This window comes from Desulfovibrio legallii (genome assembly GCF_004309735.1).
In the GTDB taxonomy this organism is placed as follows: Bacteria; Desulfobacterota; Desulfovibrionia; order Desulfovibrionales; family Desulfovibrionaceae; genus Desulfovibrio; species Desulfovibrio legallii.
Genome location: NZ_SIXC01000007.1, coordinates 84065 through 103914 on the forward strand (window position 1 = coordinate 84065; position 19850 = coordinate 103914).

At 62.6% G+C, this 19850-nt stretch carries 14 protein-coding genes; 8 read left to right on the plus strand and 6 right to left on the minus strand.

The window, feature by feature from the left end; genetic code table 11:
* Positions 1 to 106 precede the first annotated feature (106 nt).
* The 5 genes from groES (at position 107) to EB812_RS07140 (ending at position 5192) form a co-directional block, all read left to right on the plus strand.
* Positions 107 to 394, plus strand: a complete 288-nt coding sequence (gene groES / locus EB812_RS07120; RefSeq protein WP_130957966.1) for a co-chaperone GroES — start codon at positions 107 to 109, stop codon at positions 392 to 394.
* 42 nt (positions 395 to 436) lie between these two features.
* A complete protein-coding gene (groL, locus tag EB812_RS07125; RefSeq protein ID WP_130957967.1) occupies positions 437 to 2080 on the plus strand; it encodes a chaperonin GroEL in 1644 nt (547 codons plus the stop codon).
* Positions 2081 to 2317: 237 nt separating this feature from the next.
* Complete coding sequence (locus EB812_RS07130; protein WP_130957968.1) at positions 2318 to 2929, plus strand: rhodanese-like domain-containing protein; 612 nt, start codon at positions 2318 to 2320, stop codon at positions 2927 to 2929.
* A gap of 31 nt (positions 2930 to 2960) precedes the next feature.
* Positions 2961 to 3830, plus strand: a complete 870-nt coding sequence (locus EB812_RS07135; protein ID WP_130957969.1) for an MBL fold metallo-hydrolase — start codon at positions 2961 to 2963, stop codon at positions 3828 to 3830.
* A 261-nt stretch (positions 3831 to 4091) separates the two neighbouring features.
* On the plus strand, positions 4092 to 5192 hold the full coding sequence (locus EB812_RS07140) for an NADH:flavin oxidoreductase/NADH oxidase (RefSeq protein ID WP_130957970.1): 1101 nt from the start codon (positions 4092 to 4094) through the stop codon (positions 5190 to 5192).
* A gap of 272 nt (positions 5193 to 5464) precedes the next feature.
* Here EB812_RS07140 and EB812_RS07145 read toward each other — a convergent pair whose 3' ends face one another.
* The 5 genes from EB812_RS07145 to EB812_RS07165 form a co-directional block, all read right to left on the minus strand.
* A complete protein-coding gene (locus EB812_RS07145) occupies positions 5465 to 5770 on the minus strand; it encodes a hypothetical protein (protein ID WP_130957971.1) in 306 nt (101 codons plus the stop codon).
* A 254-nt stretch (positions 5771 to 6024) separates the two neighbouring features.
* Complete coding sequence (locus tag EB812_RS07150) at positions 6025 to 6561, minus strand: hypothetical protein (RefSeq protein WP_130957972.1); 537 nt, start codon at positions 6559 to 6561, stop codon at positions 6025 to 6027.
* A 134-nt stretch (positions 6562 to 6695) separates the two neighbouring features.
* Complete coding sequence (locus EB812_RS07155) at positions 6696 to 7862, minus strand: sulfite exporter TauE/SafE family protein (RefSeq protein WP_130957973.1); 1167 nt, start codon at positions 7860 to 7862, stop codon at positions 6696 to 6698.
* A gap of 221 nt (positions 7863 to 8083) precedes the next feature.
* Positions 8084 to 8542, minus strand: coding sequence for a 4Fe-4S dicluster domain-containing protein (locus EB812_RS07160; RefSeq protein ID WP_207287331.1), 459 nt, complete (start codon positions 8540 to 8542; stop codon positions 8084 to 8086).
* A gap of 35 nt (positions 8543 to 8577) precedes the next feature.
* Positions 8578 to 10674 carry a molybdopterin-dependent oxidoreductase gene (locus tag EB812_RS07165; RefSeq protein ID WP_118228785.1) on the minus strand — a complete coding sequence of 699 codons (2097 nt, stop codon included), beginning with the start codon at positions 10672 to 10674 and terminating at the stop codon, positions 8578 to 8580.
* 489 nt (positions 10675 to 11163) lie between these two features.
* On the opposite strand from EB812_RS07165, the gene EB812_RS07170 reads away from it, so the two are divergent.
* Both EB812_RS07170 and EB812_RS07175 read left to right on the plus strand, forming a co-directional pair.
* On the plus strand, positions 11164 to 12447 hold the full coding sequence (locus tag EB812_RS07170; RefSeq protein WP_118228784.1) for a metallophosphoesterase family protein: 1284 nt from the start codon (positions 11164 to 11166) through the stop codon (positions 12445 to 12447).
* The gene (locus tag EB812_RS07175) at positions 12447 to 16424 is read left to right on the plus strand and encodes an AAA family ATPase (protein ID WP_130957974.1); all 3978 of its coding nucleotides are present in this window, start codon (positions 12447 to 12449) and stop codon (positions 16422 to 16424) included. The genes EB812_RS07170 and EB812_RS07175 overlap by 1 nt, the downstream gene beginning before the upstream one ends.
* Before the next feature lie 151 nt (positions 16425 to 16575).
* On the opposite strand, the gene EB812_RS07180 is transcribed toward EB812_RS07175, so the two are convergent.
* Entirely contained in the window at positions 16576 to 17574 is a 999-nt protein-coding gene (locus tag EB812_RS07180; protein ID WP_130957975.1) for an Ldh family oxidoreductase, read from the minus strand.
* A gap of 223 nt (positions 17575 to 17797) precedes the next feature.
* Here EB812_RS07180 and EB812_RS07185 point away from each other — a divergent pair, with 223 nt between their 5' ends.
* Complete coding sequence (locus EB812_RS07185) at positions 17798 to 19690, plus strand: sigma 54-interacting transcriptional regulator (RefSeq protein WP_165450913.1); 1893 nt, start codon at positions 17798 to 17800, stop codon at positions 19688 to 19690.
* The last annotated feature ends 160 nt before the right edge of the window (positions 19691 to 19850 follow it).

Sequence of the window (19850 nt, forward strand, 5' to 3'; positions counted from 1 at the left end):
GCCCATTACGCGCAATCAATATTTCCGGCCCGGCCGCTTCAGAGCGGTCTTCGCCGTGTCCCCACAAGGGACAAGAAAAACAATATTTCCGGGAGGATTTGACGTCATGAAGCTGAAACCCCTCAACGACCGAGTGCTGGTCAAGCGCCTTGAGTCCGAAGAAAAGACCGCCGGCGGCCTGTACATTCCTGATACGGCCAAAGAAAAGCCCTCCAAGGGCGAGGTTGTGGCTGCGGGCCCGGGCAAGGTTGGGGAAAAGGGCGAGCGCGTGGCTCTGGCCGTGAAGCCCGGCGATATGGTGCTGTTCAACAAATACGCCGGCACGGAAGTGAAGCTGGACGGCGTTGACCACCTGGTCATGCGCGAAGAAGACATCCTGGCCGTTATTGAGTAGCTCTCCCCTCAGCGTTTTTCATTTTCAGGAGGAAATATCCCCATGTCTGCTAAAGAAATTCTTTTTGACGTTAAAGCCCGTGAAAAGCTCGCCCGCGGCGTGGACAAACTTGCCGACGCCGTTAAGGTGACCCTGGGCCCCAAAGGCCGCAACGTGGCCATTGAGAAATCCTTCGGCGCGCCCGTCATCACCAAGGACGGCGTGACGGTAGCCAAAGAAATCGAGCTGAGCGACAAGTTTGAAAACATGGGCGCGCAGCTGGTCAAGGAAGTGGCTTCCAAGACCTCCGACGCCGCCGGCGACGGCACCACCACCGCCACCATTCTGGCCCAGGCCATCTATCATGAAGGCATCAAGCTGGTGGCTGCCGGCCGCAACCCCATGGCCGTGAAGCGCGGCATCGACAAGGGCGTTGAAGCCCTGATCGCCGAACTCGCCAACCTGGCCAAGCCCACCCGCGACCAGAAAGAAATCGCCCAGATCGGCACCATTTCCGCCAACTCTGACGCCACCATCGGCAACATCATTGCCGAGGCCATGGCCAAGGTGGGCAAGGAAGGCGTCATCACCGTTGAAGAAGCCAAGGGCCTGGAAACCACCATGGACGTGGTGGAAGGCATGCGCTTTGACCGCGGCTACCTCTCTCCCTATTTCGTGACCAACGCCGAAAAGATGGTCTGCGAGATGGACAACCCCTACATCCTGTGCACGGAAAAGAAAATCTCCAGCATGAAAGACATGCTGCCCGTGCTGGAACAGGTTGCCAAAGTTAATCGTCCGCTCATGATCATCGCCGAGGACGTGGAAGGCGAAGCCCTGGCCACCCTGGTGGTCAACAAGCTGCGCGGCGCCCTGCAGGTGGTGGCTGTTAAGGCCCCCGGCTTCGGCGACCGCCGTAAGGCCATGCTGCAGGATATCGCCATCCTTACCGGCGGCGAAGTGGCCTCCGAAGAAACCGGCTCCAAGCTGGAGAACATGACCCTGGCCCAGCTGGGCACCGCCAAACGCATTGTGGTGGACAAAGAAAACACCACCATTGTGGACGGCGCCGGCAAGAGCGAAGACATCAAGGCCCGCGTGAAGCAGATCCGCGCCCAGGTTGAAGAAAGCACCTCCGACTACGACCGCGAGAAGCTGCAGGAACGTCTGGCCAAGCTCGTGGGCGGCGTGGCCGTCGTCCATGTGGGCGCCGCTACCGAAGTGGAGATGAAAGAAAAGAAAGACCGCGTGGAAGACGCCCTTAACGCCACCCGCGCTGCGGTGGAGGAAGGCATCGTCCCCGGCGGCGGCACGGCCCTCATCCGCGTGGGCAAGGTGCTTGGCGACATCAAGCCCGCCGACGACGACGAACTGGCCGGCGTGAACATTGTGCGCCGCGCCATTGAAGAGCCCCTGCGCCAGATCGCCCACAATGCGGGCTTTGAAGGCTCCATCGTGGTGGAAAAAGTGCGCCAGGGCAAGGACGGCTTCGGCTTTAACGCCGCCACCGGCGAATACGAAGACCTCATCAAGGCCGGCGTCATCGACCCCAAAAAGGTTACCCGTACGGCCCTGCAGAACGCCGCTTCCGTGGCCTCCCTGCTGCTGACCACCGAGTGCGCCATTGCCGAAAAGCCTGAACCCAAGAAGGACGCCCCCATGCCCGGCGGCATGGGTGGCATGGGCGGTATGGACGGCATGTACTAGGCCTCCTCTTCCCTTTGCCCCTCTCCGGCGGGGTCTCTGCTCAAGCGGAGGCCCCGCTTTTTGTACGGATTCCCCCGCCCAGACGGGGATTTTTTTGCGCCGCAGGCCTGCCCCCCACCCGTACGCTTTCCATTTCACAGTTGAAAAAGACTACAAACTTTGGCATAGTTAAAAAGAACAGGAATTGCTATCATTGTCTTATCATCCACTGCAAAGGCATATGCCCAAGGAGGCTTCATGTCCGCCGTACGCACCATCAGCGCCAAGGACCTGCACGCCCTGGATCTACAGCAGATGCTCATCGTGGACGTGCGCACCCCTATGGAGTTCGCCGAAAAACGTCTGGCCCGGCCCACAGCCTTTGCTCCGGTAGCGGAGTTGAACCCACAGGACCTGGCCCTGCGCAGCGGCGTCCTCCAGGATACCCCCATCCTCACCCTTTGCGCCAGCGGTCGGCGCGCCCAGACCGCAGCCGCCAAATTTATGGAGGCCGGCTTTACAGACGTGCGCGTCATTGAAGGCGGCCTGGCGGCTTGCCAGGAAGCGGGCCTGCCCACCACCGGCCAAGGTCAGCCCAAAACAGCCGAAACCTCCTCGGCTCTGGACCGTCAGGTGCGCCTGGCGGCCGGCGCGCTCTCTCTGCTCTTCATCCTGTTGGGCATCTTTGTCCACGGCGTCTTTTTCTTGGGCGCGTTGTTTGTGGGCGCGGGGCAGGTCTTCTCCGGTCTGACCAATTGGTGCGGCATGGCCATGCTGCTCATGCGCGCCCCCTGGAACAAAAAAACCGCCTGCACATCGGGCTCTTGCGCCATCGGCGGCGGCAAAAGCCCCGGCGCCAGCTGCCAGTAACCGTTCCACCCCCAGGCCAAAGGAGTTTACCATGTCCGCGCCTCTCGTTCGTGGTTTTTTTGATCCCATTACCGCCACCTGGACCTATGTGGTCTGGTCCGCTGAAGATTCTCAACACCGCTGCGCCGTCATCGACAGCGTGCTGGACTACGACCTGCCCTCCTGCCGCACGGCCACCACTTCCGCCGATGCGGTCATCGCCTTTGTGCGCGCCCAGGGCCTGACCGTGGAATGGATTCTCGAAACCCACATCCACGCCGACCACCTTACCGCCGCCAGCTACATCAAAGCGCAACTGGGAGGAAAAATCGCCATCAGCCGCCACATCCTGGACATCATCGCCACCTGGGTGCCCATTTTCCAGACCATGGACGACACCCCGGCCGACGGTTCCCAGTTTGACCACCTCTTCGCCAATGACGAAGAATTCAGCCTGGCCGGCATGCCCGCCAGGATCATCCACACCCCTGGGCACACACCGGCAGACACCACCTACATTGTGGGCGACGCTGCCTTTGTGGGCGACACCATTTTTCTCCCCGATGTGGGTTCCGGCCGCTGCGACTTTCCCGGCGGCAGCGCCGAGGATTCCTACGAATCCTCCCGCAAGCTCTTTGCTCTGCCGGACAACTGCCGCATCTATGTGGGCCACGACTACCCGCCCGACGGCGCGCGCGGCCCCCAGTGCATGGCCACTGTGGCCGAACAGAAAACCCACAACGTGCGCCTGCACATGGGCATAGACAAAACCGCCTTTGTCTCCCGCCGCCGGGCCGACGATACCGGCAAGGCTGTACCGCCGCTTATTTTGCCGTCTATCCAGGCCAATATGCGCACAGGCCAGTTCGGCGCGGCCGTCAACGGCATCCAGTACGTCAAACTGCCCGTGAACAAAGTGTAAAGAAAAACTTTTCGCCAGACCCGCTCCCAGCTGTTTTGCAGCGCCCGTAGCCGGAGCAGGATGGATAAAAGTTACGCGACCCCGTTTCCCGTGCCAAGGCAACGGTGCCAAAAGCTCTCCCGCCAGGACGCCTTCTGGGCGGCAAAAACCGTATGTGCCGCGTCCACAAACCCCCAAAAATATGATAACATATTGATATTAAAATGAGTTAACAAAAGAAAAGTCTTTCTGTATGATTCGGCATCAATCCCAGGAGGCACTATGAACCCTCTGTTTACCCCCATTTCCGTCGGCGGCCTCAATTTGGCCAACCGCATTGTTATCCCGCCCATGGACCAATATTCCGCCCAGGACGGACGCCCTATGCCCTGGCACAGCATGCACTACGGACATCTGGCGCTTTCCGGCGCGGGTCTGCTTATTGTGGAGGCCACGGCGGTGGAACCCGCCGGGCGCATTTCGCCCTACGACCTTGGTCTTTGGGACGAAACGCAAGAGGCGGCACACAAAACCATGCTGCAGTTTATCCGCCAGTGCGGCAGCCGCACGCCCATTGCCGTGCAATTGGGTCATTCTGGCCGCAAAGGGGCCACGGGCCGCCCCTGGGAAGGCGGCGGGCCGCTTGCCCCGGACCAGGGCGGCTGGGAAATATGTGCCCCCTCGGCCCTGCCCTACGCCCCCGGCCACCATACCCCCACGGCCCTCAGCGCCGCCGACCTGGAGCGGCTCACAGCCTCCTTTGCCCAATCGGCCCAACGCGCCGCGCAGGCGGGCTACGACGCCATTGAACTGCACGCGGCTCACGGCTATCTGATGCACCAGTTTCTTTCTCCCCTGAGCAACCAGCGTACGGACGTCTACGGCGGCAGCCTGGAAAACCGTATGCGCTTCCCCCTGGCCGTGCTGGCGGCCGTGCGCGCCGCCGTGCCGCAACTGCCCGTGGGCGTGCGCGTTTCCGGCACAGACTTTGCCGCCGGCGGCTGGGATGTGGAGGAATGCGCCGTGTTTGCCCAGGCCGTGGCCCAGGACGGTGCGGCCTATATCCATGTTTCGGGCGGCGGGCTCACGCCGGATCAGCGCATAGCGCTCGCCCCCGGCTATCAGGTGGGACTGGCCGCCCGCATCAAGGCTGCCGTGCCCGGCCTGCCGGTCATAGCCGTGGGCCTCATCACCGAAGCAGAACTGGCCTCCAGCATTGTGGGCACAGGTCAGGCGGACATGGTGGGCATTGGCCGGGCCATGCTCTATGACCCGCGCTGGCCCTGGCACGCCGCCGCTGCCCTGGGCCTGACCATCCCCGGTGCACCGCGTCCCTACCTGCGCTCCAAGCCGCACAATGTGAAGGAATTGTTTGCCGACTAGCGTTTTTGCCGTAAAACAGACGCCTCTCAAGGCCAGGCCGAACGCCCGCCCGCCTTGCGGGCATGCTTGCGTACGCACGCAGGGGCGTCTGCAATGCCCCTGAAGCCCGCCCCTGGGCTTTCAAACGCATCTCCTGTGAGCGCCCTGCAAGCGCAGACCTGTCCGTTCGTGTAACTGATGCACACGCAAAAACGGCTTGCCTTCATGAAGGCAAGCCGTTTTTGCGCCCAGCGGAGTGTTCCGCAGGGATTGTACGATGGCAAAACCGCCCTTTACCCCTTGGACCCGCGCTTGGAAGCCTTGAGGGGGTTCACCTTCTTGGTGGACACAGTCTCACTTTTGATGCGGTGCTGATTGGCGTTCAAAAGCTCCTCCGGGTCAAGCCCCAAAGCGACCAGACGCGCCTTGACGCCTTTGCGGTCAGAGCTGTAGCGGTTGCGGTCCGCCATAACGCTCCCCACATAGGTGGCTGTCGTCATGTACAGGCCGGCCTTGTCAATGGCCAGCATGTAAGTTGCGCCGTTTTCCTCAACAGGCTGGATGATCATGTCCTCTGTGGTACCGAAACGGTTGTCCATGCGGCTTCTCCTTACAAAGATCTACGGGAGCTGTCGGCTCCTGCGGTTGTCCATCTTATATGAAAAAGAATTTCATTTCAAATGGCCCGATTTTCTTACCGAAAGAAGTCGTAACCTGGATACCGTCCGCACCGCCTGAACGGAAAAAGTTTTTTGAGAATGGAAGGTGTGAGGGGAAGGGAACTTTTATTCACAAAAGTTCCCTTCCCCTCCACAAAGCATTTCTATCCCGCCCCAACAAAAAATTTCTTTCTTCAGGCCTGCGGCGCGCGCAGTTCCGGCGCGGGGCGGCTGCGACGCAGGCGACGCCAGACGCGGGTGCAGAGCATGCGCAGAGGAATATAGAGGATAAGAAACCAGAAAACCATGCCCGGTTTGTTGCCGAAGAGGGGCAGGGAGAAAGGCAGAACGGGGCTGGTCTCGCCAAAACGCAGCTGCATCCAGGCCAGGATGAGGGGCACAGGCCAGAGGGATGCCACAAACAGCGCGCCGCTCAAGGAGAAGTAGTAGCCGAAGGCTTCGTGGCCCTGACGGTTGACGACTTTGAAAGTTTCCTTGCTGCCGCCCTGCAGGGCGGTTTCGCCCAGGGCGTTGTAGTGCTGCATGTCGTTCTGATATTTTTCCAGGCGTTTTCCGTGCAGGCGCAGGGCCAGATTCAGTGTACAGACCCCCGTCACCGCGGCCAGCAGGGCCAAAGCTGCCGTGCCCAGCAGGTAGGCCGCCACAGGTTCGTCCACCAGGCGATAAGGGAGGATAAAAAAAACGTCGAGCCAGATGAGCAGTGCTTTCATGGAGATTCCGACCTGCAAAATCAGGGCGGCGAGCAACCGCAATGGTGTTCGCCCGCCGCCCTTGATCCTGACGCCTTTGCCAATGTCGGCCCAAGGCGGTGAAAAGCCTGTTGTGCGCTGCGGCGCGTCAGTGGTTAGCCGAAGATGCGGTAGTTGAAGAAGCCGCGCAACACATAGTCAATGCCCACATAAAGGGCCAGAAGAATGAAGATGCGCTTCAGCCAGAGGTCGGAGAAGAAGCGGGAGGTGTAGGGGCCCACAATGGACCCCACGGCCACGCCAGCCAGTTCTATGCCCACCAGTTGCCAGTCCACCATGACGCCGTGGAGCATCAGGGTGGTAATGCCGGTAATCATGCTCACCAGCACGGCCAGGGCGGAGGTGCCGGCGGCCAGATACATGGGCAGCTGAGTCACGCTGGTGATAAAGGGTACCAGCAGAAAACCGCCGCCCACGCCGAGAAAGGCAGCGATGCTGGCGATGACCAGACCGCCCAGGAAGGGAAGCAGCGGGTTAAATGCAAATTCCACGCCACAGAAGGTAAACTGGCAGGTGGTCGGTGTGAATTTGATGATCTGCACGCCCGTGGGGGCCGTGCCGCCATCGGTTTTTTTGCTTTTGACCGCGGCTTCAAAAGCCTTGGCGGCTTCTTTGGCCTTGCTTTTGGAGCGCTGCCCGGCGGGGGACGTTTCCCAGGTCAGGTAGAGGCCAAGCATAAGCACGAAAACGCCGAAATAGCCCTGATAGGACGAGAAATTCAGCTTGCCGGCCGTGAGCGTGGCGGAACCGAAAGCGCCGATGATGGATCCGAGACCCAGGGCAATGCCCAGGGGCAACACCAGGCGCTTCATACGGTAGTAGGTAAAGGTGCTGATGACGGAAGAAAGCCCCACCAGCATCTGGTTGGAGGCGCGTACGGAGTCCGTAACCGTGGCGTTGAGCGGCGCGTTCACCAGCTTGCCGTCGGCATTCATGATTTTGGGGAAAGACTTGGCGTAGGCGCCAAGGCCGTAAACGCTCATGTGCCCCACAGCAGCCATAACACCACCAAAGGCGCCCACAGTGGAGAAGATCCAGCCCACCCACAGGGCCCAGCCAAAGGCCAGCAAGGTGCTCACATGCGGTCCGCCGGGAATGCCCAGATAGCCGGGCGCGGCGTTGGCGTCAATACTGCCGGGCGCGGCGGCCAGCTGCTTGGCAATGGCGGCGCTGATGCCGTCGTTGCCCGCGGCAAAGGCCTGCCCTGCCATGGCGAGCAGGAACAGGGTGGTGATGCCCAGAACGAATCTCTTGCGGTTCATAAGATACGACCTCCTCGGGTTACTGTGCTATGGCGCGGGGTGCGGGCCACGCGGCTCCGGTCCCTGGGTTGCGCCTGCGGGTTGTCCCGCTCCGCCCCTGTACCGCGCGCTGCTGCCGTTGGGCGCGGTGGCGACGGGCCTGACGACGCCGCTTTGGTTGCCTTGCTATGCGGCTTGCCTTTGCGCTGTAAATCTTCTGCGCCGTGCGGCTGCTGCCCTGCCTAGTGCGGTTGTGCAGCGTCCACGCCGGAAAAGTGCAGACAACTCATGGCGCAGGTAGCCACACAGGCCGGTTCCAGGCCTTGGTCAATGCGGTCTTTGCACAGATCGCACTTTTCCACTTTGCCGGTCCGGGGGTTCCATACGGGGATGTGCCACGGGCAGGCCGCAATGCAGGCTTTGCAGCCGTCGCAGAGGTCGGCCTCCAGGTAGACAAGCCCATCGGCACGCGCACGCATGGCTCCTGTGGGGCAGGCGGGCACGCACTTGGGTTTTTTGCAGTGAAAACAGGCAAGATAAGTAAACTCCACGGCATGGGGCCGCTGCTTTTTGTGCAGCGCCTCCCGAATCTGACAAAAGGGGCTGACGATCTGATCTCCGTGAATGCTGCGGCACTGCACTTCACAGGCTTTGCAGCCTATACACTCCGCATGTATATGTGTGATGCCGACTTTATTCATGCATCTCCTCCAGCTATGAAAAAAATCTGAAAAATCTAAACCTTTTCCAGGGTGACAAAATGTTCTTGCAGGGAGAGCCCGCCACCGGCTTCGTCTTCCATGGCTAGTCCTCCGCGTAGACAAATGCTGTCGGAAACGCCCTTGTGAAACGCCCGACTTTCACAAGGCAATTTATGGCCAAAGCCGTGCACCACAAACAGGGCCTCCGGATGGATGAGATCCGTAATTTTAAGGCCCACCTCGCCCATGCTGACGCCCGTGGCGTCCAGAACGCGCACCCGGTCACCCGGCACAAGCCCGGCGGCCCTGGCCCTTTCCGTATGTATCCAGGCGGTATTTTCCGGCATCTGCTCCAGCAGCAGGGGGTTGTTGACGGTATGCCCCTGGGTGTGCACGGCGGCCCGGCCAAAGGTAATGCGAAAAGCGCCGGGCGGCGGCGGCGTGGGGGGCGTATAGGGCTGCAGCATGTTCAGGCCGGCCTTGGCCCCGTAGCCCGTGCTGGCCAGCTCAATCTTGCCGGATGCTGTGGGGAGCTTTAAGGTTTCAAGGTCGGCGTAAAGAGGTTCCTTGGTCAGGGAAACAAAGCCCTTGGCGTCAAAATCCGCGATTTTCAGCCCGGTGCCCCGCAGCTGGTAGCTCCAGACGTCTTCCACGCGGGCAAAATGCAGCGCGTCCAGCCCCAGCCTTTGGGCAAGCCCGCCGATAATCTGCCAGTCGGCCTTACTGTTGAACTTGGGGCGCACGGCCTGCCGCCGCACAAAAAACTGGGGTTTCAGGCCCTTTTTGCCCGCGATGATGCTGTCTCTGGCCAGATAGGTGGAAAGGGGCAGCACCACGTCGGCAAACCAGGCTGTGTCGGACCAGGAAAAGGTCACGCTGACCAGCAGGTCCAGACCAGAAAAGAGCTTGCGCATGGCGTCCGGGTCAGGGAAGCCCTGCAGGGGGTCGTGCCGCCAGGCAAAATAAATTTTGACGGGCGGGGTGCCTTCAGGATTGTTGATGGCCCGGAAGGCCCGGTGCAGCATGCCCTTGCCAGTGTCAAAGGCCTTGTTGTCCCGCCCCAGGCCATCGGCCCTGGGGCTCTGGGGGGCAGTGTACAGATCCGTAAATTTTTTGAGGTCCGGCTTGCCGCAGTCCTTGGGGGTACGGCCGGGCAGAATGCCGCCTGGCGTGGCAAAGCCGCCCAACAGGGCGGTAATCACCAGAGCGGTGCGGCTCACCTGAAAAGAATCGCTGTAGCGCGAGGTCATCCAGCCGGGATGCCAGATAACGTGCGGGGCTGCTTCCGCCAGCATATGGGCCAGATTTTCGATGGCCTGGGCCTCCACGCCGCATTCATTGGCGGCCCAGGCGGCCGTGTAGGGGGCGACAAAGGCGCGCAACTCCTCAAAACCGGTAGTATGGGCGGCCACATAATTCTTATCATAGAGGCCCTGGGCAATGAGGGTGTTGATGATTGCCAGATTGAAGGCGTAGTCGCTGCCGGGCCGGATGACAAAGACGTTATCGGCCTTGGAGGCCGTGACAGTATGCCGGATATCTATGACGGAAAGTTTGCAGCCGCCGCGCAGGGCCCGCATCACGGTGCGCGCCTCGCCCACATTGAGAGCTTCAAAAATGTTGCGGGTCTGCAGCACAATATGTTTGCAATTGGCGTAGTCGTAGACCATCATGCCCCGCCCGTAGCCAAACACGGCCTTGCAGGCGTGGTGCGTATTAAGGTCGCAGGAAGGGCTGTGCGTGCACACGTTGGGCGAACCCAGCCCGCGCATAAAGGCGCGGTACAGGTCGGTAAAGGGGCCTTCACGGTCTGACCAGAGGACAGTTTCTTTGCCGTACTTTTCCTGAGCTGCGGCCACCTTGCGGGCCACATAGTCAAAAGCCTCGTCCCAGGAGACCTCGCGCCACTTCCCCTCGCCGCGCTCCCCAGCGCGGATCAGCGGGCCGTGGGGCCGTTCTGCATCCTCTTCCAGGGCCTTGCCGGCAACGCCGCGCGCGCACAAGGCCCCTTTGAGGGGGCTTTGCTTGTTCCCATAGATCATGGCTATGGTATTGTTGCGTTCTTCCACAGTAATGGGACAGCGCACGCTGCACATGCCGCAGACACTGTGAATTTGATGATTCACTTCCATGCCGACCTCTCGCAATGCTTGCTCCAGACCATCTCAAGGCCGCTCCCCTGCCCGGCACTCCCCCAGCGCCGCATGGTCTGAAATTTTTCACAAGATAGAGCGTCGTTATATGCCGACGTACAAAGGACAATGAAAGCCCCCCAAAGTCGGCAACATTGCTAAGGCATTAATAGTATCAATTTTTTCTAACAAAAACCAGCCCCCTGCCGGACTTTTCTTTACTTTTTTTACTTTATCGATGTCGTATATTTTACATAACAAATTGTTATTAAACATTTTATATTTTTTTTACTCCAAAAAGCACCCGCAGGGAGAACCACGCCCCTGCGCGGCATTGTCCGCCCTCTTGTCATAGGTATTGAAAAAGTCTAGATTATGGCCTCCGGCATACCCATACGGCTTTGCCGCAGGCCCGGCACATGCGGCCCGACAGAATCACCGCGCCCCGCGCCGCGGCAACCGCCTATCCGGCACAACCCGAGGCTTGCCATGGACGTTGTACGTTATATCCACGCGGCGGACCTGCATCTGGACACGCCCTTTCTCGGCCTTGCCCGCGAAACGGCCCAGGGCGAACATCTGGCCCGCCTTCTGCGCGAGGCCACCTTCACCGCCCTGGAGCGGCTGTTTCGCCTCTGTGAAACGGAAAAACCCCACTTCCTCGTCCTGGCCGGCGACATCTATAATGAAGAGAACCACAGCGTCAAAGCCCAACTGGCCCTGCGCGACGGCTGCCGCCGTCTGGAAGCCGTGGGCGTGCGCGTGTTTCTGGCGCACGGCAACCATGACCCCCTCAACTCGCAGCTCACAACGCTTACCTGGCCGGACAACGTCACCGTGTTCGGGCCGGAGGTGGAAAGCCGCACGGTGGGACAGGACGGCCGCCCACTGGCGGTGGTCCACGGCATAAGCCACGCCCGTCTGCGCGAAAACCGCAATCTGGCCCGTCTCTTCCGCCGGGATGCAGAAAAGGACTGCTTTCAGCTGGGGGTACTCCACTGCACACTCGAAGGACAGGCCAAGGCGGACCGCTACGCGCCCTGCTCCCTGGAAGACCTCAAGGCCGCCGGGCTGGACGCCTGGGCCCTCGGCCATGTGCACGAAGGTCAGATCCTGTCCCAGACTCCCTTTGTAGCTTACAGCGGCAGTGCCCAGGGTCTGCACATCAACGAACCCGGCCCGCGCGGCTGCCTGCGGGTAAGCGCCCGCCCCACGCCGGAGGGCGGATACGTTTGCCAGGCCGAACCGGTACGCCTAGGGCCCGTGCAGTGGGCCCTTGTAGAGGCTGACCTGGACGGCGTAGAGCAGCTGGATGTGGTCGAAACGCGCCTTGCCGCCGCCCTGGAAGCGGCGGCCGAAGCCACGCCCCCCGGTTGCGAAGCCCTTATTGCCCGGCTGCGGCTGTGCGGCCGCACAGGGTTGGATACGCTGTTGCGCGACCCAACCCATCAGACCGACCTCATTGAACGCCTGGAAGCCCTGCAAACAGCCACCCCCGGCGTCTGGATCAAGGATATGCAGGCGTCCACCAGCCCGCTGCTGGATATGGAAGCCGCTCTGGCCCGCGAAGATCTGCTGGGAGAGGTGCTGCGGCTGGCCCAGAATCTGGAGGACCAACCGGAAGCTCTCGCCGCCCTGGCGGATACGGCCCTGGCCCCCCTGTACGGGCATGGCCAACTGCGCAAACTGCTCTCCCCGGTGGATGCCGCCAACCGGCGCGCCCTGCTGGAAGAAGCCCGACGCCTGTGCACCGACCTGCTGGAGGCGCGCTGATGTATATACAGTCCTTTCACATAGATGGATTCGGCATTTTTGCCGACATCGGCGTGGAAAAACTCTCTCCCGGCCTGAATATCTTTCTGGGCGAGAACGAGGCCGGCAAATCCACCTGCCTGGAATTCCTACGCACAACCCTCACGGGCTACCCCTCACCCCACAGCAATGAAGGCAAGGCCCTGCCCGGCCCTCTGCGGGGCGGCAGGGCCGGCGGCAGCCTTACTCTCAATGCCCGGGGAACCGGCCTGCTGCGTCTCACAAGGCGCCCCGGCGCGGGCGGCCTGACCCTGCTGGACAACGCGGGCCATCCGCTGGAGGCCGATGTTCTGCAGCGCCTGCTGGCCGGCGTGGATCGGGAGGTCTACCGCAAGGTCTTCGGCTTCAGCCTTACGGAACTGGAAGATCTCAAAAGCCTCACGGGCGAAGGCGTGCGCAACGCCCTCTACGGCGCCAGCTTTGGCCCCGGCCTGCGCTCGCCGGCCGAGGCGCTGAAAGCTCTTGAAACCCGGCAAGCAGCCCTGTTCAAACCCGGCGGCAGCGTGCCACAGCTCAACAAAGCCCTGCGCCAGCTCACAGACCTGCGCAAAAAAATGGCTGAACTGGAGCAAGAAAGTGCGGGCTACGACGCCCTGGCCGCAGAACTGGCCGCCAGCCGGGAACATCTGCGCCAGACCCGCCACCGCCGCACGGCTCTGGAAGCGGAACGCCGCCAGCTGGAGCGTCGCCGCAACGTCTGGCTGCAGTGGAACGAATGGCGCATGGCCGGCACGCAGCTGGAGCGCCTGGAGCCGGAAGGCGCGGCCTTTCCCGAAGACGGCCGGGCCCGACTGGCCCGCGCCCAGGAGGCAGGGGAAAGCTGCCGCCGCCAACTAGCTGCGGAAGAAGAAAAATTGCGTCTGCTGCGAGAACGGCGGGACGCCGTGACGCTGGACCCGCCCCTGCTGGCCGCCCTGCCCGCCCTACGCCGCCTGACGGAGCGCAAAAGCGGCTTCCGCCAGGCCGAAGGCGCGCTGGCCGCCCAGGAAACCGCCTGCCGACGGGCGGAAGAAAATCTTCAACGCGAGCTCGCCCGGCTGGGCCCGGACTGGACCTGCGAACGTATCCGCGCCACGGACCGCTCCCTGTTCGCCCGTGAAGATCTGGAAAAACAGGCCAGGGAAATGGACGCCGCCATGTCCGCCCACCAGGCCGCCGTAGGCACCCTGCACCAGTGCAATCAGGAAACGGCCGCAGCGAAACGCGAGGCCGCCACGGCAGCGCAGGCGCTGGAATTGCTGCCCACCCCGACGGCGGTCGTGGACGACCAGACCCGCGACGATCTGCGCCAGGCGCTTGCCCGCCATGAAGAGGCCTCCCGCCAGCGCCCGGGGCGTCTGGCTGCGGTACAGGAAGCCCGCACAACCTTTGCCCGCGCCTATGCCCCGTTGCGGCTTAGCGGCGCGACTGCGGATGAAAAGGACGAGCAGGAAGCCGGGCGCATTCTGGACAACCTGCTGGCCCGTCAGGACGAGGCTCTGCAACTGGCCGCGGCAGTCCAGACGCAGCTGGCCCAGGCCGAAACCGCCGCCCAGGACGTGCGCCGGAGCGAAGACGATGTTGCGGACGTCAGAAACCGCATGGAGCGGCTGCGTGAAGAACAACGCGCCCTCAACGGTCCGGCCCGCGAGGTGCTGGAGAGCCAGACCACAGCCCTGCGCCAGTTGCGCGCTCTTTCCTCCACGCTCGCCACAGAGCAGGAACGCCTGGCCGAGCTGGAAGGTCGCCTTATCAGCGAAACGCCCGCCCGCAGCATCAAAAACCTGCCCCTGCTGCTTCTGGGCGCCGCGTTGTTCCTGGCTGGAGCCGGCACGCTCCTGGCCGCCTGGCGGCTGGGCGTCACCAGCCTGCCTCTGACCCAAGGGCTTGAGATGCCGGTCAATCTCTGGTCAGGGTATCTGATCCTGTTCTGCGGCGTGGGCTTTCTGGCTGCGGGCCTGCCCCACGATGGGCCGGAACGCCGCCGCCGCAAGAACGAATTCGCCCACCTGCAGAGCCGCCGCGACGCCTGCGCCGCCCATGTGGCCGAGCTGAAGGAACAGGCCCGGCAACTCTGCGCCACGGCGGACGTGCCCGACCTGGATATGGTCACCCTGGAAGCCACGGAAGTGCGGCTGGAGCGGGAAAGGGAACTCTGCTTCCGAGAAGAGCGCGCCCGCAAGGATATGGAAACGCTCCGGCAGGCCCTGGACCAGGCCCGCGCGGAACTGGCCCACCTGCAGACCGTCCATGCGGCGGCCGAGGCGCAGGTGCAGCAGGTGCGCCGCCGCTGGCACGAGTTTTTACTGGCCCTGCATGTGGGCGCCGTGCCCGCCCCTGAAGGCGCAGCCGCCTTTTTCGCCAAGGTGGAGGCGGCCCGTCTGGCTCTTGGCGGGGTGGCCGCCGCCCGAACAGAACTGGAAGCGCTGGAAGCGGATATGTGCGCACAGGAAACACGCCTGCGCACCGTGCCCGCCGTGGCGGATCTTTTGCCGGAGCCGGCGGACGCGGCAGCCCTGACCCGCGCCGTGCGCCAGGTGCTGGACGCCTGCCGCGATGCTGAAGCCGCGCGGGAGCAGCGCATCAAGGCCGAAGCCGTCTTGCACAATGCCCAGAGCGAATGTCGGCGCGCCACAGACCGCCAAAACCGGGCCGCCGCCGCGCAGCAGCAGGCTGAAGAACGCCTGGCCGCCGCCCGGCAAACCTGGACCGCCAGCCTGGAGGGACTAGGGCTGGGCGCGGACCTCAATCCGGAAACCGTGCGCCAGGCTTTTGCCTCCATGGACACCTGCCTGGCCGCCGCTGCCGAACTGGAGCGCGCCCAAACGGTCCTGGCCCAGAGCCGGGCAGAACTGTCCGCTCTGCGCGAACCGCTGGAAAGTCTGCTTCATGAACTGCAGCGCCAACCGGAACGCGACGCCGACGGCACGCCCCGTTGGCTGGAAAGTCTGGACGCCGCCCTGACCGCAGCGGAAAACGCCGCCGCAGCGCAGGCCCAGCACGACGTTCTGGAACGCCGCGCCGTGGAGCAGGCGGATAGCGTAGCTGCGGCCACAGCCGCCCTGGAAGCCGCCGACCTGGCCCGGCAGAGCCTGCTGGCCCTGGCAGGCGCACAGGATGCGGAACACTTTTTGCGCCTGGCGGCCCTGCATGAAGAACGCACGGCCCTGCGCCAGCGTCGGCAATACCTGGAAGACGCCCTGAGCCAGGCTGCCGACGGCGCGCCGCTGGAAGATTTTCTGGCCGGCTTCGAGGCTGCAGATCAGGAGAGTCAGGAACGGCGCTGCGCCGCCATTGACGAAGAACTGCCCGCGCTGGTGGAGCGGGAGGATGCTTTGGTCAAAAAGACAGGGGAACTGGCGAACCGCGTGGAAGCTCTCTCCCGTGCGGACGCGCTCTCCCGCTTGCGGCAGCAGGAGGCCTCTCTGCTGGAAAGCATGGAGCGCCTGGCCGCAGGTTGGAGTCGCGCCGCCCTGGCCCGAGCCTTGCTGGAATCGGCCAAACGCGCCTTTGAACAGGAGCGCCAGCCCGAAGTCATCCGCCTGGCCTCCCAGATCTTCTGCCGTATCACGGGCCGCCGCTGGCGGGGCATCAGCGCATCACTGGAGGACGCCAGCCTGCGCATCCTGCCTGCCGAAGGAGAAGCCGCCGGGCCGGAAACCCTCAGTCGCGGCGCACGGGAGCAGGCCTACCTGGCCTTGCGCCTGGCCTACATTAAAAACCATGCGGTCCATGCCACGCCCCTGCCTGTGATCATGGACGAAGTGCTGGTCAACTTCGACCCCCAGCGCGCCGAACGCACAGCCAGAGCCTTTGTAGACCTCACGGGCGGCGACCCCGAAGCGGCCCACCAACTGCTCTACTTCACCTGCCAGCCGCACACCGTGGACCTGCTGCGCAAGGCCGACCCCGGCGCGGCGCTCTTGCTGGTGGAAGACGGCCGCATCCGCCCGGCCTGATCTGTCCGCAGACTCTTCGGCGTCCGCAGGCGTAAAAAAACGTTGCCCCCACGCGGTTGCAACGTTTTTTTACGCCTGCGACGCGGTTGACGCGCGCCTTCCGACCCTACTCCGCCATGTACAAGACAAAGGCGCACGGCAGGGCATCGCATTACTCCAGACCGCACAACTGCGCGTAAAGCTCGTCGGGCAGGGTAATGCCGCCGGCGGCCAAGGCGGCCTCCCGCCGTTGGATACGCCTGTCGCCAGGCAGGCGCGCGCCAGGCTGCTCAGTAATGGCCCGCAGCAAGCTCTCCAGCCGGTCCGCAAAATCCGCACCCGCCAGGCTGCCGGGGTCTATGGCTATAAAGCTCTGGCCCAGACGCGGCGCGGGCCCTTCGGGCGTAAACAGGGAAGAAGCCTCCATGGCCAGGGCTGCACCGGGCAACAGCCCGGCCAGAATTTCCACCATCAGGGCCAGGGCGTAGCCCTTGGGCCCGCCGAAGGGCAGCAAAGCACCGGCAAAGGCTTTAGCTGCGTCCCGCGTGGGTTTTCCTTCAGCGTCCACTGCCGCGCCTTCAGGGATGAGCTCACCTTTTTTGGCGGCCTGCAAGACCTTGCCCCTGGCCAGCAACCCCATGGAAAGATCAATGACCAGCGGCCGCGCGGCCTTGCGCGGGCAGGCCAGGGCCAGAGGGTTGGTGCCGAAAACTCCTTTGCAGCCGCCGTAGGGCGCCAGAGAGGCCGGGCTGTTGGCGAAACCAAGGGCCAGCAGCCCTTGGGCCGCCAGGTCGGCCACGGGAAAGCCCAGCACACCGGCGTGGTGCGAATTGCATACCCCCATCAGGGCTATGCCCTGTTCGCGCGCAGCGGCGGCAAGCTCCGGCAGGCCCTCGGCAAAAGCTCTGAAGGCGAAGCCGCAACGGGCGTCCACCCGCACCACGCCGGGCTTGGGACGGGTTACGGCGGGCTCGGCATGGCCGTCCACCTTGCCCGTATCTGTCTGGCCCACGTAATAGGGAATACGTGAAAAACCGTGAGAGGGAATGCCCTCCATTTCTGCCCGCAGCAGGGATTCTACCGTGGGAGCGGCATTTTTTTCACTGACCTTGTGCCGGGTAAGAAGGCGTACGCCCAGTCGGCGGGCGTCGCCCAAAGAGATGTCTGGCATGGCTGCGTTCCGTTGGTTGCTGTTCGTATGCTTTTATCAAAGGCCCCGCGGAGCGGCGTGCGCCCCGACCTGTAACAGCGCAAATACCTTGCGCTTACGCCTTCGTACCCCTTCAGATTGGCAAATCCACGCCTGGAGGTCGAGTAAAAAATCACCGACCTCCGCCGTCTTGCGCATTTGCCCGCCGCCACCTATAGTTTTCATAGCACCAGACGAGGAAACCATGCCCCCTATTGTCGTCATCGCTCCTGAAAGCGCCAGCTACCAAATAACCCAAAGGGTTGCCGTTGAACTGGGCCTGCAGGACAAAATCCGTCTGCACCTCACTGGCCTCAGCCGTTCGCTGCACGTAGCCCGTCAAGCTGAAGAGCAAGGGGCGCAGGTTATTGTGGTGCGCGGCTGGTCCGCCAATCAGATCATTGAAGCGGGCATTAAGGTTCCTGTGGTGTTTTTGCCCATCAGCATGCGCGACCTGGTCTATGTCCTGAACCAGGCGGCGGCCAAATCGCCCAAGAAGCATCCACGCCTGGGCTTTGTAGCTTACCCGCAGCTGCACAAGGAGCTGGCCGCCATCAGCACCCTGCTGCGCCCGGATCTGCGCATCTACCCCAGCGGCGGCCAACCCGAAGAGATGCGTGCGGCCATCGCCCAGGCTGCCGAAGACGGCGTGGACGTGGTCATAGGCGGCGAAACCTCTGTCAATATTGCCGAAAGCCTGGGCCTGTGCAGCCAGCTGCTGATCTGCGGCGAGACCTCCGTCCGTCAGGCCCTGCTGGAGGCCCAGCGTATTGTCTACGCCCGTGAGCTGGAGCAGGCCCAAAGCCTCAAATTCAAAACGGTCATTGACCATTCCCACGACGGCATCGTTTCTTTGGACGCCGCGGGGCGTGTGCTTCTGGTCAACCCCGTGGCCCGGCGCATGCTCCGTCTCAAAAACGACATCACCCATTATGCCTTCAAAAGTATCCTGGACCTGCCCCACCTGGATCGTTGCCTGCTGCTCGGGGCCAGCGTGGAAGACGAAATGGTGGCGGTGGAAGGCCGCAAACTGCTGTTCTCGGCCATTCCCATTCATGTGGCTGGCTTCGTGCACGGCGCTGTCATCACCTTTCAGGAACCCCGTGCCATTGCCGCCAAAGAGAGCAAAATCCGCCATGAAGACGCCGCCATGACGGCCCAGCACACCTTTGAGGATATTCTGGGCGCATCGCCAGACATCCTGGCGGCCATAGCCAGGGCGCGCAGATTCGCCACAGCGCGACAGCCCGTGCTGATTCAAGGTGAAACGGGCACCGGCAAAGAACTTTTTGCCCAGTCCATCCACAACGCCAGCCCCCGCAGTCAGGAGGCCTTTGTGGCCGTCAACTGCGGCGCTCTGCCGCAGTCGCTTCTGGAATCGGAGCTCTTCGGCTATGCGGACGGCGCCTTTACCGGCGCCAGCCGCAAGGGCAAACCCGGCCTTTTTGAAATGGCGCACATGGGCACCCTGTTTCTGGACGAAATCGGCGAAATGGACCTCCGGGCCCAGCAACGCCTGTTGCGCGTACTGGAAACCCAATGTGTGCTGCGCATCAGCGGCACCCGCAACATTCGGGTAGACGTGCGGGTCATTGCCGCCACCAATGCCGACCTGTGGGAACGGGTCCGCAAGGGACGCTTCCGCGCAGACCTGTTCTACCGCCTTTCCGTACTGGTGCTTTCCCTGCCGCCTTTGCGCCAACGCCCCGGCGACATAGAGCTGCTGGCCCGCCACTTCTTCGATCAGGACAACGAAAGTCCGCCCCTGGATGAAAAGGCCCTGGCGGTGCTGCGCGCCCACCCCTGGGCCGGGAACGTGCGCGAATTGCGCTATTTTATCCAAAGGCTGCGCATAACCAGCCCGGCCCGGCTGGACGCACAGGCCCTCAAGGCCGAGCTTCTCCCTTCCTTCCATCCACAGGCCGCGCCCTGCCCGCAGCAAGCCCCTCCCCTCTCCGTCCCGGAAGAAACCGACGAGCGTACGCGCATCCGCGCAGCACTCGCCGCCTGCCACGGCCACCAGGGCAATGCAGCCAGGCTGCTGCACATCAGCCGCAGCACCTTGTTCCGCAAAATGCGCAAGCTGGGGCTTCGCTGAACCCTCTCTTTTCTGTGTCATTCATGACACAATTTGCATCATAATGTTGCATATTGTTGCATGATGCTATCATATATGTAGCATAGCATTAAGTTGATACCACAACCTTCCCACCATCCTGCCGAAAGCCTTACTTTATTTAAAAATATTTGCCGCTTGG

Bases quoted from the DNA above. Each gene is read 5' to 3' on its own strand.
- groES (WP_130957966.1), top strand. From the start codon at position 107: ATGAAGCTGAAACCCCTCAACGACCGAGTGCTGGTCAAGCGCCTTGAG.
- groL (WP_130957967.1), top strand. From the start codon at position 437: ATGTCTGCTAAAGAAATTCTTTTTGACGTTAAAGCCCGTGAAAAGCTC.
- EB812_RS07130 (WP_130957968.1), top strand. From the start codon at position 2,318: ATGTCCGCCGTACGCACCATCAGCGCCAAGGACCTGCACGCCCTGGAT.
- EB812_RS07135 (WP_130957969.1), top strand. From the start codon at position 2,961: ATGTCCGCGCCTCTCGTTCGTGGTTTTTTTGATCCCATTACCGCCACC.
- EB812_RS07140 (WP_130957970.1), top strand. From the start codon at position 4,092: ATGAACCCTCTGTTTACCCCCATTTCCGTCGGCGGCCTCAATTTGGCC.
- EB812_RS07145 (WP_130957971.1), bottom strand. From the start codon at position 5,770: ATGGACAACCGTTTCGGTACCACAGAGGACATGATCATCCAGCCTGTT.
- EB812_RS07150 (WP_130957972.1), bottom strand. From the start codon at position 6,561: ATGAAAGCACTGCTCATCTGGCTCGACGTTTTTTTTATCCTCCCTTAT.
- EB812_RS07155 (WP_130957973.1), bottom strand. From the start codon at position 7,862: ATGAACCGCAAGAGATTCGTTCTGGGCATCACCACCCTGTTCCTGCTC.
- EB812_RS07160 (WP_207287331.1), bottom strand. From the start codon at position 8,542: ATGAATAAAGTCGGCATCACACATATACATGCGGAGTGTATAGGCTGC.
- EB812_RS07165 (WP_118228785.1), bottom strand. From the start codon at position 10,674: ATGGAAGTGAATCATCAAATTCACAGTGTCTGCGGCATGTGCAGCGTG.
- EB812_RS07170 (WP_118228784.1), top strand. From the start codon at position 11,164: ATGGACGTTGTACGTTATATCCACGCGGCGGACCTGCATCTGGACACG.
- EB812_RS07175 (WP_130957974.1), top strand. From the start codon at position 12,447: ATGTATATACAGTCCTTTCACATAGATGGATTCGGCATTTTTGCCGAC.
- EB812_RS07180 (WP_130957975.1), bottom strand. From the start codon at position 17,574: ATGCCAGACATCTCTTTGGGCGACGCCCGCCGACTGGGCGTACGCCTT.
- EB812_RS07185 (WP_165450913.1), top strand. From the start codon at position 17,798: ATGCCCCCTATTGTCGTCATCGCTCCTGAAAGCGCCAGCTACCAAATA.